General features: G+C 63.9%; 10 protein-coding genes and 1 pseudogene. 4 read left to right on the top strand and 7 right to left on the bottom strand.

Annotated features, from left to right (window positions below; genetic code table 11):
- Position 1: 1 nt before the first annotated feature.
- A complete protein-coding gene (locus tag LMT64_RS08105) occupies positions 2 to 595 on the bottom strand; it encodes a DUF305 domain-containing protein (RefSeq protein WP_126351128.1) in 594 nt (197 codons plus the stop codon).
- A 267-nt stretch (positions 596 to 862) separates the two neighbouring features.
- Here LMT64_RS08105 and LMT64_RS08100 point away from each other — a divergent pair, with 267 nt between their 5' ends.
- Positions 863 to 1,846: an IS4 family transposase gene (locus tag LMT64_RS08100; protein ID WP_126353712.1), complete on the top strand. Its 984-nt coding sequence runs from the start codon at positions 863 to 865 to the stop codon at positions 1,844 to 1,846.
- Between the two features lie 109 nt (positions 1,847 to 1,955).
- Here LMT64_RS08100 and fumC read toward each other — a convergent pair whose 3' ends face one another.
- On the bottom strand, positions 1,956 to 3,350 hold the full coding sequence (fumC, locus tag LMT64_RS08095; RefSeq protein WP_126351144.1) for a class II fumarate hydratase: 1,395 nt from the start codon (positions 3,348 to 3,350) through the stop codon (positions 1,956 to 1,958).
- 282 nt (positions 3,351 to 3,632) lie between these two features.
- Between fumC and LMT64_RS08090 the strand changes: the two genes are divergently transcribed.
- From LMT64_RS08090 to LMT64_RS08080, 3 genes are all read left to right on the top strand, one after another.
- Entirely contained in the window at positions 3,633 to 6,725 is a 3,093-nt protein-coding gene (locus tag LMT64_RS08090; RefSeq protein WP_170165911.1) for an ExeM/NucH family extracellular endonuclease, read from the top strand.
- Positions 6,726 to 6,822: 97 nt separating this feature from the next.
- The gene (locus LMT64_RS08085) at positions 6,823 to 7,203 is read left to right on the top strand and encodes a ComEA family DNA-binding protein (protein ID WP_126351145.1); all 381 of its coding nucleotides are present in this window, start codon (positions 6,823 to 6,825) and stop codon (positions 7,201 to 7,203) included.
- Positions 7,203 to 9,449 (top strand): DNA internalization-related competence protein ComEC/Rec2, encoded by a 2,247-nt coding sequence (locus LMT64_RS08080; RefSeq protein ID WP_126351146.1) that lies wholly within the window; start codon positions 7,203 to 7,205, stop codon positions 9,447 to 9,449. The genes LMT64_RS08085 and LMT64_RS08080 overlap by 1 nt, the downstream gene beginning before the upstream one ends.
- A gap of 71 nt (positions 9,450 to 9,520) precedes the next feature.
- On the opposite strand, the pseudogene LMT64_RS08075 reads toward LMT64_RS08080, so the two are convergent.
- From LMT64_RS08075 to LMT64_RS08055, 5 genes and pseudogenes are all read right to left on the bottom strand, one after another.
- A pseudogene (locus tag LMT64_RS08075) lies at positions 9,521 to 10,237 on the bottom strand (M20/M25/M40 family metallo-hydrolase).
- Between the two features lie 393 nt (positions 10,238 to 10,630).
- Positions 10,631 to 11,350 carry a 23S rRNA (guanosine(2251)-2'-O)-methyltransferase RlmB gene (gene rlmB, locus LMT64_RS08070; protein ID WP_126351149.1) on the bottom strand — a complete coding sequence of 240 codons (720 nt, stop codon included), beginning with the start codon at positions 11,348 to 11,350 and terminating at the stop codon, positions 10,631 to 10,633.
- Positions 11,351 to 11,382: 32 nt separating this feature from the next.
- Positions 11,383 to 14,061, bottom strand: a complete 2,679-nt coding sequence (locus tag LMT64_RS08065) for an EAL domain-containing protein (protein WP_126351150.1) — start codon at positions 14,059 to 14,061, stop codon at positions 11,383 to 11,385.
- Positions 14,062 to 14,376: 315 nt separating this feature from the next.
- Entirely contained in the window at positions 14,377 to 15,447 is a 1,071-nt protein-coding gene (gene zapE, locus LMT64_RS08060) for a cell division protein ZapE (RefSeq protein ID WP_126351151.1), read from the bottom strand.
- The gene (locus tag LMT64_RS08055) at positions 15,447 to 16,151 is read right to left on the bottom strand and encodes a S4 domain-containing protein (RefSeq protein ID WP_229253144.1); all 705 of its coding nucleotides are present in this window, start codon (positions 16,149 to 16,151) and stop codon (positions 15,447 to 15,449) included. Before LMT64_RS08055 ends, zapE begins: the two co-directional genes overlap by 1 nt.
- Positions 16,152 to 16,234 lie beyond the last annotated feature (83 nt).

Raw genomic sequence — 16,234 nt, 5'->3', positions numbered from 1 at the left:
TTCACTGCGCCAGATAGGCCTCGAATTCGTCTATTTCACGCTGCTGTGTGGTGACGATGTCTTGGGCCAGCGCCAGCACTTCCGGGTTTTCGCTGCGGCCCTCGGCCAGCCTCGCCATATCCAGCGCGGACTGATGGTGGGGGATCATTCCTTCCACAAAGGCGCGGTCTGGGTCCTCGGCGTGCTGCACATGGCCTGCCATTTCGCTCATCTCGTTCCGCATGGGCGCGGCCATCTCTTCATCCAGTCCGCCCAGCGATTCCAGCAGGGTGGTCATCTGCGCGATTTCCTGCTCCTGGGCAGCGGTGATGTTCTCGGCCCAGCCCCTGACATGCGGGTCTGCGCTTTGTAGGGCTGGGCGGCTCATCTCCAGTGCGCCCTGGTGGTGGGCGACCATCATGGACAGGAAGGCGCGGTCAAAGTCTTCGCCGCGCAAGCCCTCCAGGCCGGTGTTGGCCGCGCTGTGGTCATGGGCAGTCTGGTCGGCGGTGGCCGTGCTGGTCGTGGTCTGGTCAGGCTGAGTGGTCGTGTCTGTGGGACCGGCGCAGGCCATCAGGCTCAGGCTGGTCAGGAGAATCGACAGTGGGAGTTTCATGGCCCAATGATGCTCCGGCGCGGTTAAAGCTTTGGGCCAAAAAGACCTCAGTAGGTGACAACTTCAGTTTCACATTGTCCTAGACGGCAAAAACCAACAGTCGGCCCCATCAAGCTTGATGGGGCCGACTGTTCACGGTTTCCTGAGAGTGTGAAAACAACAGAATCCGCCGCCCAGCAGGCTACCGTACTGACCCGCCACTTCAAAGCACACGCGAGTCACCTCCGCATTGACACCCTTCAGCGGCTGATCGATGTGCTTCTGGCGATGATTGCCGCGAGGAGCATCAATCATCACGACCTGAGTCCTCACATGCCCGGTATCAGCACGCCGCAAGCCAAGAAAAGAAGGGCGGACCGAACCTTCCGGGATGAGCAGCTGGACATGGACTTTTTCATCGCTCTGCTCGTCGTCCATCTTCCACCGGGGAAGGTGTTGCTGAGTCTGGACCGCACCAACTGGGAGCATGGGGAAACGCCCATCAATTTTCTGGTGCTTGGAGCCGTGGTTCATGGCTTCACCCTGCCCCTGATTTGGGTTCCTCTTGATGAGTCTGGGAACAGCCATACCTATGCCCGTATGTGGCTGGTATTGAAGCTCCTCCGCGTCTTGCCAGCGAAACGCTGGCAAGGCCTGGTGGCTGACCGTGAGTTCATCGGTGCGGAGTGGTTCCGTTTTCTCCGTCGTCAAGGCATCAAGCGGGCGATCCGCATTCGGCACAGCGACATGCTGGACGACACGAATGGGAAGGAATGGTTTAAGCACGTCCAGCACGGTCATTTCCATGAAATCGACGAAAAGGTGTTCGTGTTTGGCGAACTCATGCGGGTGGTCGCGACGAGGTCATCCACAGGTGACCTCGTCATCATTGCCACAGATTTCAGCGCTCGGAAGACCTGGAAGCTGTACAAGCAGCGCTGGTCAATCGAGTGCACCTTCAGCAGCTTCAAGATGCGAGGCTTCGACCTGGAGCGGACTGGGATGACGGAAAGGAGCCGTCTACAGCGGCTCTTTGGCCTGGTGACACTGGCCTGGGTGTTCTGCTTGCGCCTGGGGGTCTGGCTGGGCCAGACCCAGCCCATCCCCGTTCTCAAGCATGGTCGTAGAGCGGTCAGTCTGGTGCGGCACGGTGCTCAGCATCTCGTGGATGCCTTACGGTGGAAACCCAAACAGTTCATGGCTGTCCTAGACCTGTTGACCCAGCCCTTTTGCCCACCAGGAGCGCCTTTAGACGAAGTTGTCACCTACTGAGCAAAAAGACAAAAGCCGAAATAACAAAAGCCGCCGCCCCCACACGGGGAGTAGCGGCTGTGGTTTTCGGCCCTCTTTGGGCAGACACTTCAGCTTTTGCTGTCTGCTCTCAGTTACGCGTCATCTCCAGCGGCACGACCCACTGCGCGAACTCCTCTTCGGTGACATGGCCCAGTTCCAGCGCCGACTCTTTCAGGGAGATGCCCTTCTTGTGGGCGTTCTTGGCGATGGCGGCGGCCTTGTCGTAGCCGATATGCCGGTTCAGGGCCGTGACCTGCATCAGGTTGGTGTCCAGATTGGCCTTGATTTTGGCTTCGTTGGCCTCGATGCCCACGGCGCAGTTGTCGTTGAAGGCCAAGCAGGCGTCGCTGAGCAGGCGGATGCTTTCCAGCACGGCGTGGACCATCACCGGCTTGAACACGTTGAGCTGGAAGTTGCCCTGGCTGCCTGCAAAAGCCACGGTGGCGTCGTTGCCGAACACGCGGGTGGCGACCATGGTCATGGCCTCGCTCTGGGTGGGATTCACCTTGCCGGGCATGATGGAGCTGCCGGGTTCGTTTTCGGGAATGTTGATCTCGCCGATGCCGTTGCGGGGGCCGGAGGCCAGCCAGCGCACGTCGTTGGCCATCTTCATCAGCGCGCCGCCCAGGGTCCGCAGGGCGGCGCTGACCTGCACCAGGGCGTCGTGGGCGCTCAGCGCTGCGAATTTGTTCTCGGCACTGCGGAAGGGGTAGCCGGTTTCAGCTTCGTATTTCTGCGCGGCCAGGTCGCCGAACTTAGGGTGAGCGTTCAGGCCGGTGCCCACCGCCGTGCCGCCGATGGCCAGCTCGTACAGGCCTTTTTCAGCGTGGCGCACCTCATTTAGTGCCCAGTCCAGTTGGGCCACCCAGGAGCCGATTTCCTGGCCCAGCGTGATGGGCGTGGCGTCTTGCAGGTGGGTGCGGCCCACTTTGACCAGGCTGTCATATTCCTTCGCTTTGGCGGCGAGGGTATCGCGCAATTTGCCGACGCTGCCATACAGCCGCTCGTTCAGCTCCAGCACCACGGCGATGTGCATGGCAGTGGGGAAAGTATCGTTGCTGCTCTGGCCCCGGTTGACGTGGTCGTTGGGGTGGACCGGGGCTTTGCTGCCCATCTCGCCGCCTGCGATTTCGATGGCGCGGTTGGAAATCACCTCGTTGGAGTTCATGTTGCTCTGGGTGCCTGATCCGGTCTGGAACACCACCAGCGGGAAGTGGTCATCCAGTTTCCCGGCAATCACTTCGTCAGCCGCCTGCACGATCAGCTCTGCGATGTCCTGGGGCAGCTCGCCCAGCTCGGCGTTGGCCTGCGCGGCGCCTTTTTTCAGGATGCCCAGCGCCCGGATGACGGGGCGGCCCCAGACGAAGGTGTCGCGGCCAATGGGGAAGTTGTGGATGCTGCGCTCGGTCTGGGCGCCCCAGTAACGGGTGGCGTCCACTTGCATCTGGCCCATGGTGTCGGTCTCGGTGCGGGTGTTGGTCATGATGACAGTCTAAGCGGTCTCCTTTTGCAGCGGCGTTACCTGCAGCGCAACACTGCACCTGTGGGGCGGGACGGCGCTGCCCGGCACGCGGGCCGTGTTCCTGCATCACCCAAGGCTGACACAGCGGTGTTAGTTTGACAGGGTCCAAATTGTTTGGGTTCACGCTGAAATTACTCCGAAGTTATTCGGACGAGTTCGTTACTAACGGTGTTCCGGCGGCCTGCGCTGGCCGGAGCAGTCATTTACCGGGCGGCCACGCCGCTCACCTGGGGGAAATCTCTGATGTTCAAACCGGCTTATGTCTTGTCCCTGACCCTGCTGCTGGCTTCCTGCGGCCAACCTGCCGCTCCTGTAACCACCACTGCGCCCACCCTCGGCACCCTGGGGGTGCAGCTGGACCGTCTGACCTTCACGGTGCCGGAAGGAGTCGGCCACGCCGAAATTGAGCTGAGCGGCGGAAAACTATCTGCCCCACTGAAGTTGCCAGCTGCTCTGACTGGCACTCAGATCAGTGCCGAGCTGGCCGGACTGCCGCGTGGCAACCCCAATTACGTTGTCAAGCTGCGGGTCTATAGCCAGGCCGGCGGGGTGCTGCTCTATACCGCGCAGGTAAACGTGAACCTTGCCAGTGGCAAATTCAGCGCACCCGTGAAATGGGAGCGAGTCAGTGCCCCCGTGACGGTCACGGCTGGTCCGGTGGCCGCTGGAACCACCCGGCTGACCGCCACCGTCGGTGAGCAGACCCTGACTCAGTCGGTGAGTGCTGGGCAAAGCGTGACCTTCGAGTTTGCGGGCGTGCCAACTGCCGCGCAGCAGACCGTCACCGTGATCGGGCAAAATGCGGCGGGCGAAACCGTGCAAGCGGGCGAGGCGACCTTTGTGCATGGTGGGCAGGGCAGCAAAGTAGAAGTGGCCCTCAGCGCCCTGGCCAGCTGCCCCGCACCCACCGGCGAGCTGACGACCATTCCGGCGGTGCAGGGCAGTGGCGCGGTCAGCCCGCTGGTGGGTCAGACGGTGACCGTGCGCGGCGTGGTCACGGCGGATTTCCAGGCCGGGCTGCGGGGCTTTTTCATTCAGGATGCCCCGGGCGACGGTAACGATGCCACCAGCGACGGGGTGTTCGTCTACACTGGAACTGCTCCGCAGCAGGTGAACGTGGGCGACCTGGTGCAGCTGAGCGGCACGGTGGCCGAGTTTTACGAGTCCACCCAGCTGACGACCATTTCGGCGTTTGCGACTTGCGGCAGCGGGCAGCCGATTCAGGCCGTTCCGGTGCAGGCTCCGTTTACCGACCTGGAGCGCTTTGAAGGCATGGCCGTGACCTTCCCAGAAACCCTCACCGTGACGGACAATTACGGCTATGGCCGCTACGGCGAATTGGGGCTGTCGGCAGGCGGACGCCTGTTCCAGCCCACGGGCGGCAACGAGCCGACCACCCCAGCGGAGAATGCCGCTCGCCGCATCGTGTTGGATGATGCCAACACGGCCCAGAATCCCGCCGAGTTGCCCTATCTGAGCGCCGAAGGAACCCGCCGCACCGGGGACACCGTGAGCGGCCTGACCGGCGTGCTGAGCTTCGCCAACGGTGCCTATAAGGTGCAGCCCACCCAGACCCCGCAGTTCGTGAATGCCAACCCCCGCCCCGCCGCGCCGGACGAAGTCGGCGGTACGCTGAAAGTGGCCGGGGCCAACGTGCTGAACTACTTCACGACCTTTGGGCCGAATGACCGGGGGGCGGACAGCGCTTACGAGTTCGGGCGCCAGCAGGCCAAGATCGTGGAGATGCTGCGCCGCCTGGACGCCGATGTGGTCACGCTGATGGAAGTCCAGAATGGCGGCGACGTGGCCCTGAACGATCTGGTGACGGCGCTGAACACAGCTTACGGGCGCGAAGTGTACCGCGCCGTGCAGACCGGAACCATCGGCACCGACGCGATCAAGGTCGCCATCATCTACAAGCCCGCAAGCGTGAGTCCAGTGGGTGGGTTCGTGCTGGATACCGATCCGGTGCATAGCCGTCCCCCGCTGGCGCAAACCTTCCAGAGCGCGGCGAACGGCGGCGTGTTTACCGTGGTTGCCAACCACTTCAAGAGCAAGGGCAGCTGCCCCAGCACGGGTGATATCGACGCGGGTCAGGGCTGCTGGAACGGGCTGCGTGTGGGGCAGGCTCAGGCGTTGCTGGCCTTTACGGACCGCCTAGAAGCAGCGACGGGTGACAGCGACGTGCTGCTGATGGGTGACTTCAACGCCTACAGCGAAGAAGACCCGATCCGCACTCTGGAGGCGGCAGGCTACGTGAACGGCAGTGACCGCTTGCCCGCAGAGGACCGCTACTCCTATCAGTTCGGTGGGCAGTTCGGGTCGCTGGATCATGCGCTGGCCAGCGGCAGCCTGAACGCCCAGCTGAGCGGCGTGACCGAGTGGCACATCAACAGCGACGAACCCACCCTGGCCGACTACAACGTGGAATACAAGGCCAACCCGGAGTGCCGCACGGGTGTCTGCACCAGCCCCGACCTGTACGGCCCAGGCCCCTTCCGCGCCAGCGACCATGACCCGGTGCTGGTGGGCCTGAACCTGACCCGTGACGAGGCCCGCCTGACCCTGAACGTGAGCGGCGAAGCGGCAGCCACTGTAGGCCAGCCCTACACCCTGAACCTCAGTGCCAGCCAGCCGCTGCAGAGCCTGAGCGTGGACTGGGGCGATACCACCGCTGTGCTGGACCCAGCAGCCACCCAGGCCACTCACACCTTCAGTGCGGCTGGCACCTACCCGGTGATCGTGACGGCGATCAGTGGCGGCCAGACCCAGACGGCCCGTCTGAGCGTGACCGTGACTGGTGACGTGCAGCCCGACCCCACCCCTATCCCTGGTGCTCAGGGTGTGGTGATCCGTCAGGTGTACGGCGGCGGCGGCAACAGTGGCGCCACCTACACCCACGACTTCATCGAACTGTTCAATGCCGGTTCAGCCAGTGTAGATCTGGCAGGCTACAGCGTGCAGTACGCGAGCAGCACTGGCACCAGCTGGACGGCGACCCCGCTGAACAGCTTCCTACTGGCCCCTGGTCAGTCGTATCTGGTGCAGCAGGCGAAGGGAACAGGTGGCACCCAGGCTCTTCCCACGCCGGATGCCAGCGGCAACACGGCCATGAGCGGCAGCGCTGGGCAAGTGGCCCTGGTGAGCAGCACCGCGCGTATCGCGGCCCCCACGGACGCGGCGGTGGTGGATTACGTCGCCTACAGCGGACTGAGCAGCACCAGCAGTGCCCAGCGTGTGAATGGTGGCTGCACCGATACGGACAGCAACGACGATCTGGTGCGCAGCAGCGTGGAACCACGCAATACGGCGTCGCCACTGAATGTCTGCCAGTAAAGCCTGCGCTTGATCCATGACCCTCTCCACTCGGAGGGGGGTTTTTTCTTTTGCAAATACTGCTCTCTTTCCGTGCTGTGGCCGCTACACTTCCAGCATGTCCGGTGAGGGAAACGAACGGCTCTGGACCGCTGGCCTGGGGGCCGGGTTGGTCTTGGTCGGTCTGCTGACGCTGTGGCCACTGCTGTTCGCTCAGCCGCGTGCCCCCCAGGTCATGCGCCAGGAGCTGCCGGCTGTGACGATGACCGACCCGGCGCCGGAGTATCCCAGCACGGCCAGCGTAGAACCACTGATCTCGGGACAATTGAATCTGAATTCGGCCACCCAGGAGCAGCTCGAAGCCCTGCCGCGCATCGGTCCGGCGCTGGCGGAAAGGATCATGGCAGCGCGCCCACTGGGTTCCCTGGCGGATCTGGACGCGGTAAGTGGCATCGGTCCGGCCACGCTGGAAGAACTGGCTCCATTGGTGACGTTCTGATGATGGAGCGGGCGTTGGGTCGCCACGCGGCTCCCTTCCAGTCAGCACAACCTGCGCCTCGCCTGCCCTGGCCCATCTACACCGCGCTGGGTGTCCTAGGCGCGCTGCTGCCCGCCTTGGGTTACTTCTGGGCACTGGCCCTGTGGCCTCTGGTCCTGGCGTTCGCCTGGTATGAGCGGCGTTCGTGGGGCGGGGTAGCCGCCCTGATTGCCGGAGCACTGGCCTTTGGTTCGCTGAGTGTGGTGCAGGCCCGACCTGATCCGCTCACCCCTTGGCACGGCGCGGTGGTCACGCTGAGAGGCGAGTGGGATGGCCAGTTTCTCACCCTGCACGATCCTCCCGCGCGGGTGGTTCTCTCGCCGCGTCCCGCCGAGCGCCGGGGAGAGGTGAGCGTGCGTGGACGGCTGCTGCCTCCGCGTGAGCGCACCGTGCCGGGCGGTTTTGACCAGGCGGCCTGGCTGCGCTCGCAAGGCGGGCTGGTTGCCCTGGCTCCCAGCGCCGTGCTGGTCGGCGCCGAGGTGCGCGGAGCCGGAGAGGCCAGCGGGGTCAAAAGCCGCACCCAGGGTTGGTTTGAGCGCGGCTGGGCGGGCCTGAGTCCTGAAGCGGAGGCGCTGCTGATTGGTCTGGAACTGGGCGACCGTTCTGGCCTGAACGAGCTGGAATCGCAGGACGGCGGGAGTGTGCGGGATGATTTTACCCGCGCCGGGCTGGCACACCTGCTGGCGCTGAGTGGTCAACACGTCACGCTGCTGGTCGGCGCGTTGTCGCTGCTCCTGCTCAGATTGCCGCTGCCCCCGGCCACCCGCTTTTTGCTGCCCGCGGCCTTTCTGGTGTTTTATCTGGCGGGGCTGGTGCAGGTATCACCGTCCGTCACCCGCGCCGTACTGATGGGGATGGTGGTCGCGGTGGCGCTGGCGTTTGGAAGGGGCCGACCGGAACCACTGGGCCTGCTGGCGCTGATCGCCACAGTCACGCTGCTGGCCTTTCCGCTCTGGGTGCTGACGCCTGGATTTCAGCTGTCGTTTCTGGCAGTGGCGGGGCTGGCACTGGTGCCTGGGGTCATGGCCCGGCTGCCGCAAGATTGGACCCGTCCCGGCTGGCGGCAATATCTGACGGGTGGCGTCGCTGTCACCTTGTTGGCGCAGGCGGCCACCCTCCCGCTTGTGGCGGGCAGTTTCGGGGTGATTCCCCTGGCCGGGCTGCCCGCCAACCTATTGGCCGCCCCGCTGATGACCCTGCTGGTTCCACTGGGCTTTCTGGCTGGGTTACTGGGGCCACTGGGTACCGTGTTGACCTGGCCGTTGGAAGCCCTGGCCCAAGTCTTGTTGAACCTGGCCCACTGGTTCGGGCGCTGGCCAGTGCTGCCCTGGGGCGCAGTGGGGCCAGGGGGCTACGCCGCTTTTGCCCTAAGTGCGCTGGCCGGGGTGGCCTGGCTGCGTGGGTGGATTCGTCCCCCAGTGGCGCTGGGAACCTGGCTGCTTTGTGCCCTCCTCACCGCTTTGCCGTCCAGATTGGACCCGCCGCGTCAACTGGTCTTTCTGGATGTGGGGCAGGGCGACAGCACGCTGATTCAGGCTCCGGGCCTGCGGGTGCTGGTAGACGGTGGCGGCACTCCGCACGGCGACTATGATCTCAGCCGTACGGTCATTCCGGCGCTGCGCTCGCTGGGTGTCTCGGCACTGGATGTGGTGGTGGCGACCCACTCCGACACCGACCATATCGAGGGGCTGGTGGGTGTACTGCGTGAGCTGCCGGTGGGGGAGCTGTGGATCGGACAGCGTGACCCGGACAACGAGCTGTTGGCCGAGCTGCTCGCAATGGCTGAAGAACGTGGTATTCCAGTCCGCGAGGTCCGGCGGGGTGATTATGTTCAGGCCGGCGGTGTGCGTCTGGATATCTTATGGCCTGAAGGCCACTTCTGGAGCACCGAACCGAATGAGAACAGCGTGGCTCTCGGCATTACAGCTGGCGAGTTCCGCGCTGCGCTGCTGGGCGACCTGCCCGCTCCGTTGGAACACAGCCTGGGTCTGGGCCGACTGGATCTTCTCAAGGCCGCGCATCATGGTAGTCGCCACAGCACCTCAGCAACCCTGCTGACCCAAACGGCTCCAGCCGACGCTGTCATCTCGGTGGGCTACAACACCTTCCGCCATCCAAGTGATGAGGTGCTGACCCGGTTAGATGCCGCCGGGGTACGCGTCTGGCGCACCGACCAGCAGGGCAGTGTGATCTGGCCGCTGCCCTGAGTTGCCTTGCTGGTACAGCAAAAAACAATGGCGGGCAAACAGTATGCCGCCATGTTCCGAAGTCGCTTCGTTTATTTCAAGCCTTCAGGCCGCAGAGGTGGGTCTTGTAGCAGGCCGATCAGAACGTCCGAGAAGACCCGTAGGTGCTCCTCGGCGCGCCCCGGAAATTCGCGCTGCAAGAAGCTGAGGGTGTCGTTCTCGGTGTGCCAGATGCTGCCGTGCTTCTCGGTCTGGGTGTAGCCATCTTTGTCGCCCAGCGCCCAGTTGGTCGCTTCGAGATACGCGTAGGGCAGGCCCAGCCGCTCGAACGGCGCATGGTCACTCCAGTCGCCGGTGGTGCCCGCCGGATAATCAGGGTTCAGGCCAGGGTTGGTTCCTAGCGTGTGACCCAGCTTCTTGGCGAGGGCCAGGGCAGCTTCGCGCACGTAGCCCGCTTCGCCGGCACTGCCATAGACGTTCATATCGTCCCCGGCCAGCAAGCTGTCCAGATTGATCACGAACTGCGTCTTGGCGATGTCCGCTTCCGACATTTGTGCAGCGTAATGCTGCGAGCCGTTCAGGCCACCGCTGCGAAAACCGCCTGCCTCGCCGTCACTCTAGCCTTCTTCGGCCCCTACGGCCAGAAAGCGCACCGTGTAGGGGACGTCTTGGCCGTGCAGGGCTGCCGCCGCTTCCAGCATGACGCCCACGCCCGGGGCGTTGTCGTCGGCACCCACGCCTACGCCGACACTATCAAGGTGCGCCACCACGGTAATTTCCTCTTCCGACCGGCCTTCCTTGACCGCCATGACATTGCCGGATAGGGCCTGCTGGGTGGCCCCGGCGCGGTTGGTGCGGGTGACCTCAAAGTAGTCCAGCTGCGGCTGATAGCCCGCTGCGCGCAGCTCGGCGGCGATGTAGTCGCGGGCCTGCGCCTCGGCGGGGGTGCCTTGCACGCGGGCGCCGATGTTCTGGGTGAGCTGCTGCACGTGTTTCAGGGCAACACTTCCACGCTCGGGTGTTTCAGAGACAGGAGCGCTGCCGCAGCCGCTGAGCAGTACTACAGACAGCAGGGTGACGGAAAGGGCAGGGGCCAGACGGGACAGGGAGGGCATGGGCACGGTTCTCCTTTGAGCGTGGGCGATAAAGGTGGGAGAACCGTACTGTAGAGCATGGGCCTGTCTAGGATGCCCGGTTTGTCTTTAACGCCGCCGCGCCGCTTCATAAATCAGGATGCCTGCCGCTACGCTGGCATTCAGACTGCTTACCTGGCCGCGCACCGGGATGCTGACCAGGCCGTCACAGCGGTCACGCACCAAGCGGCGCAGGCCGTCCCCTTCCGAGCCGATCACCAACGCCACCGGGCCGCTCAGGTCGGTGCGTTCCAGCGGCTGCGCTGCCTCGCCTGCGGCCCCGTAGACCCAGACGCCGCGCTCCTTGAGCTCATCCATAAAGCGCGGCAGGTTCTTGACCTGGACCAGCGGCAGATAAGCTGTCGCTCCAGCTGCCGTCTTGGCAACCACGGCGCTTAGTGGCGCACTGCGGCGTTCTTCGGCCACCACGCCGTGGGCACCCAGCACCTCCGCCGAGCGGATAATCGCTCCGAAGTTGCGTGGGTCGGTGATGCCGTCCAGCAGCACCAGCAGCGGTGCTTCGCCCCGGCGTTCGGCCAGGTCCCAGATCTCCTGCGGGTCCGCCCAGCTCAGCTCCTGGGCCTCGGCCAGCACGCCCTGGTGCGCGGTGGTGCCGGCCAGCCCGTCCAGCTCAATGCGGGGAGCCAGCCGCACACGCACTCCGGCTTCTTCGGCCAGGGCGCGCAGTTGCCGCTCGAACGCCTGATCTACGCCGCGTGCCAGCAGCACTTCGTCCACGCGTCCTTCACGTAGGGCCTCGGTCACGGGGTTGCGTCCGTAGATCAACATGGGGGCCAGTGTACTTCATGGCCCCTGGCCCCTCAGAGGGCTTTTCGCTCTGGCTGGCGCAACCAGGTACTCAACTCTGAGGCCGCCATGGGCGGAGCGATGGCATAGCCCTGTGCCTGCTGACAGCCCAACTGCCGCAGCCGCTCCAACTGTTCGTCCGTCTCTACCCCTACGGCAGTGACTTCCAGCCCCATTCGGCCGGCCAGATCCAGGGTGCCAGCCACCAGATCGGCGCGGCGTCCACCCTGAGTGAGGTGCGCGACCAATTTGGGGTGCAGTTTCAGGCCGTGGACGGGTACCTCGGTCAGGGCCATCAGGCTGAGTGGCCCGTCGCCGAAATGGTCCACCCACACCGCGGCCCCGCCCTTGTGGAGTTGCTCCAAGATACTGGCGTCCTCGGCGCTGAATTCACTCAAGCTTCCTGCACTGATCTCGATGTTGGGCAGTGGCACGCCGCGCTCCGTGAATTGTTCCAGCAGGGGCCAGAGTGCCCTCAGGGCGCCGGGCTGGCGCAACTCGTTCAGGCTGACATTGATGCCCAGCCGGAACTGCGGGCGCAACTCGTTCCAGGCCAGTTGCTGTTGCAAAGCCTCGCGCACGACCCAGTCGCTGAGTGGCCCCAACAGGCCCAGTTGCACAGCCATTTCCAGCAGTTCGTGGGGGGGCAATTGCTGATCGGGACGTTGCCAGCGCAGCAGGGCTTCAGCCCCGGTGATTTCTCGGCTGCTCAGATGGAGCGTAGGTTGATAGTGCAAGTTCAGCTGCCCAGTGGCCACCGAATCACGCAGCGACTGTTCCAGGCGGAAGGTTTCGGCCAGCTGTGAACGCAGCGCCTCGCTGTAGACCGTCACCTGACCGCGTCCCCGGCGCCGAGCGTACTGCGCAGCAATTTCAGCGTTGCCCAGGGCGGTGTCCAGCGGCTGACTGTGAATGGTATCCAGGCCCACTGCGAAGGTCAGGTCTGCCGTATCGCGGCCCAGGCGGAAAGGTCCACGTACGGCCTGGGCTGCGGCGGCCCGCGCTTCTTCCAGGGTCAGGCCCGGTAGCCAGGCGGCAAAAGTATTGTCGCTCAGCCGTGCCGCGTCGCCGCCATGGTTGGTGGCCAGCGTACGGAAGCTGGCCGCCAGTTGCATCAGTAGATGATGAATGGCAGTCATGTCGGTGGCGGTAGTCAGTGCAGCGTACTGGTCCAGTTCAGCCACCATCAGGGCACCACTTTGCGGGGCGGGCAGCTGGCTCAGGCGCTGACGCAGCCCGGCGCGGTTGGGCAGCCCAGTCAGCTGGTCGTGGTGTACTCCATAGGCAGCCTGAGCCTGCGCACGCTTGAGCTCGCTCAGGTCGCGCAGTGTGACCATCAGGAGTTGGCGTGTGCCACTGGCTGCGTGCTGGGGCACCACTGCACTGATTCGCAGTTCCATCGGACGGCGGCCCAGGGCCGGAGATTCCAATGAGATTTCGGCCTGATAGGGCAGAGGAACATTCAGCCATTCGGCCAGCGGCATGGCCTCTCCCTGAGGGGTCAGCAGATTGATGTCCAGCTGAACGATCTGCTGGGCCAGGTCTTTGCCCAGCAGCCGTGCTGCGTCCACCCCGGCAATACGGGCAGCCTGATCGTTGATCAGCTGAATGTTGCCCCAGTTGTCGACCAGAAGGGTCGCCGTGTTCTGTTGGTTCAGGACTTCTTGCAGCAGCGTCAGTTTCTCGTCCGCACCCGGTCCCTGGTTTCTGCGGGCAGGTTCGCTGACCTGCGCGACCAGTAGACCAGGGTGCTCAGGGGGTCGGCGCAGTTCGAGTTGCAGTGTGCCGCCGGTGTGCCGCTCTACTTTGGCCAGTGCGGCGCCACCGTCCGCTGCCAGTGGGAGCAGACCACTGACCGTCTGCTGCCCTTCACGGCTGAACAGCGCCAGTTGCTGCAAGCGTCGCCCGCCCAGTGATTCGGCATTCAGATCTTGGAGGGCCTGATTGGCCTGCTGAATTTCGCCTTCAAGATTCAGGATGGCGGCAGGTACGCCGAGGCCGCTGAGCAGGGCCTGGAGCCGCTCACGCTGCTGCTGCTCGGCGCTGATGTCCTGGACAGTCCACAGCAAACCTGACTGTTGCCCGGTGTAAAACGGCTTGACCGCCGTGCGGAGCCAGCGCAGTTGTCCAGGGTTCTGGGGATCAGGCAATGACCACTGCGGCCATTCGTCCGGCTGTCCGTGACCCTGTGCAGCGTCTTCTAGCATCTTCAGGGCCTGGCCCAGGGGGAGGTTCCGTACCGTATGGCCGACCACTTCGCTGTGCTGCATCCCGAACAGCTCCAAGAAACTGCGGCTGACTTCCAGCACCTTCAGATTCATGTCCAGCCAGGCGGTGGGCATCGGCAACTGCGTCAGCAACATCTGAAAGTCCGGGGCACTCATGTCACGCTGCAAGCTGCCCAGAAAGAGGTTGAGCAGCTCAATGACTTCAGTCGGTACGCCAGCGGGCGACCACAGCAGCCCCAACAGGTGGCCGTCCACACTGATCCAGTCCAGGACGCCGCTGTCCAGCCATTCTTCAGGGGGGTCCAGTGGGCCTGCTGGCAGCGGCTGAATGCCCCCGGTATCTATCCGGACACTGGAATGATCCAGTTGCCCAGCAAAACTGGCCGTAGGTGCATAGAGCCTCAGCAGGTCCTGAACGACCTGAGGCCACATGGGGGCTGCGGAGGGGGGGAAAGGAAAAGTCATGGCATCACCACATGGGGGGAATAATGAAGTGCACTGAAAAAGGTCTGGAAAGAGAGCAAAGTGGTCCGTGCCGACCACCTCACTTTCATATGCTCTTCATTATGAGGATGCTCTCTTACGCGCTTCGTACAGCGCGCGTAGGAAGTTTGCTCTGGAAGTCAGCTGCCGGACACGGCTCAGCCTCCAGTCGCCTGAGCGAGCATGTGCGCCTGACCGTAGCGACTGTGCATCACCGAAACCACCTAGAGTTCCTTGGTACAGGTCACACTTTCCAGCTGCACTTTATGTTGCCCTAGATCTGCTTGCAGCAGCGCTTTACCAGTCAGCCGAGATGGTCAGACTGCGCCGGGCCTCGCTCAGTAATTCCGAGAGGCGCGATAGGCAGCGACTGTATTTCTTCGCGAAGGCACCGTGTCGGTAGCTCTCGTCAAAGAGCGTCTCCAGGGGCGCGCCAGTCAGGGCGGCCTGCAGGCCCATGTCGTATACCTTGTCCACAAAGTGCACCAGCCGCAGCGCCTGATTCTGATCACCGATTGGCTGCAAGTCAGTGACTGCCAGGGCCTCCACACCGTCCAGCAGCGCGGCGAAACGGCTGGGGTGAATGCTCAGCAGGTGGTGGTCCAGGTCCGCTGCGCTGATCACCGTCCGCGTGTGGGGCGATTGCGCAGCCAGCCAGGCCCGGAATTCTGTCTCATTCAGCGGCTGCTCCGGCGCGGTGCCACGGTGGCGGTAGTCGGGGCCATCTATGCGCTGCGAGACGAAATGCCCCGCGATGCCCTGTATTTGGCGCTGAAAATCGCGGGCGCTGAACCGCCCCTCGCCCAGCGACCCAGGAGCGGTGTTGGATGTGGCAACCACACTGACCCCCGCGGGGATCAATGCTTCCAGCAGCGTGTTGGCCATGTGGGTGTTGCCTGGGTCGTCCAGCTCGAATTCGTCAATCAGGAGCAGGTCGTGGTCCCGGAAAGCCTGAATGGCCTGGGGCATCTTGAGCGCCCCGATCAGGTACATCAGGTCCTGAAAGCTCATCAGGGCCACGCGGCTGCCCGGGTTCTGCTCACGCGCTGCGTGGTAGGTGCTGGTCAGCAGGTGGGTCTTGCCGACCCCGAAACCGCCGTCCAGATATAGGCCGCGCCCAGCGGGCCGCACGACCTTCTGGAACGGCCAGAAGCCGGTCTTCTGAGGCGTCTGGGGATGTACGAAGGCTTGCAGGGCCTGCCTCGCCGCTTCCTGCGAAGGAAAGTCTGGATTCGGCTGGTAGGTGCTGAAGCGTGTGTCCTGAAAGCGGGCGCTGGGCACCAGGCTGTTCAGCAGCTGTGCGGGGTCCAGATCGGGATGCCGGGCCAATAGATCTATGCCGCCCGCCGCTGGCTGAGGGACGGTCATCAGCGGTGCACTTCCAGTTCCACTTTGTAGTTGCCGCGCCGGGTTTCGTTCAGCACCCGCCGGAAATCAATGCGGCCCAGCCCTTCAGCGCTGAGGCTGTCTCCCTCGCGCACCTCACTGCCCGCCCGCACCGGGGAGCCGTTCAGCCGCACTTTGCCGCCGTCAATCCCCTGTTGGAAATAGGCCCGACTGACCCCGAAGCCTTTGGCGCCGACCACATCAGCCCGCATGGAAGGCACCACCACTTCACGGATTTTGCTGCCCTTGCCAGCTGTTTCGCCCACCGCTTCAGCGGTGATTTGCTGGCCGCCCAGATCACTCAGCTCCAGCAGCCGGGCCGCAGCCTTATCGCTGGCGGCCACCTGAAAGCTGCCACGCACCTCACGGATATCGCCTAGCGCACCTTCACCCAGTTCCAGGCGGCCCAACTGTACGCGCAGGTCCTGCTCATCCCAGGGCACGTCGCCCAGGGTGCTTAGGCTGATAACTTGGACGCCCGCTTCCACTTCAGGAATATGGGCGGGATAGAGGGTCAGCATCACCAGTCCCGCATCCGGGAAACCGCCAGACAGCCGGTAGCCGATTTCCGGGTCATCCAGCAGTCGGCGGTCCAGGCTGCCGCTATCTACGAAGCCGGTCCGTACCACGCGCCCCCCCCGCGCACGGGCGACCAGCGTCTGCAAGTCCTTGTTCGTCATCGTCATGGCGGGCAGCATAGCGCCTGCTCTGCGCGCCCAATGCGGCTTAGACGTTATGGTGAGCTGAAACGGCAGGATGTTCTCTAAAG

The organism is Deinococcus radiophilus (assembly GCF_020889625.1).
In the GTDB taxonomy this organism is placed as follows: Bacteria; Deinococcota; Deinococci; order Deinococcales; family Deinococcaceae; genus Deinococcus; species Deinococcus radiophilus.
Note: the sequence above shows the minus strand (reverse complement) of the source record. Positions and strands in the feature narration are given on the sequence as shown.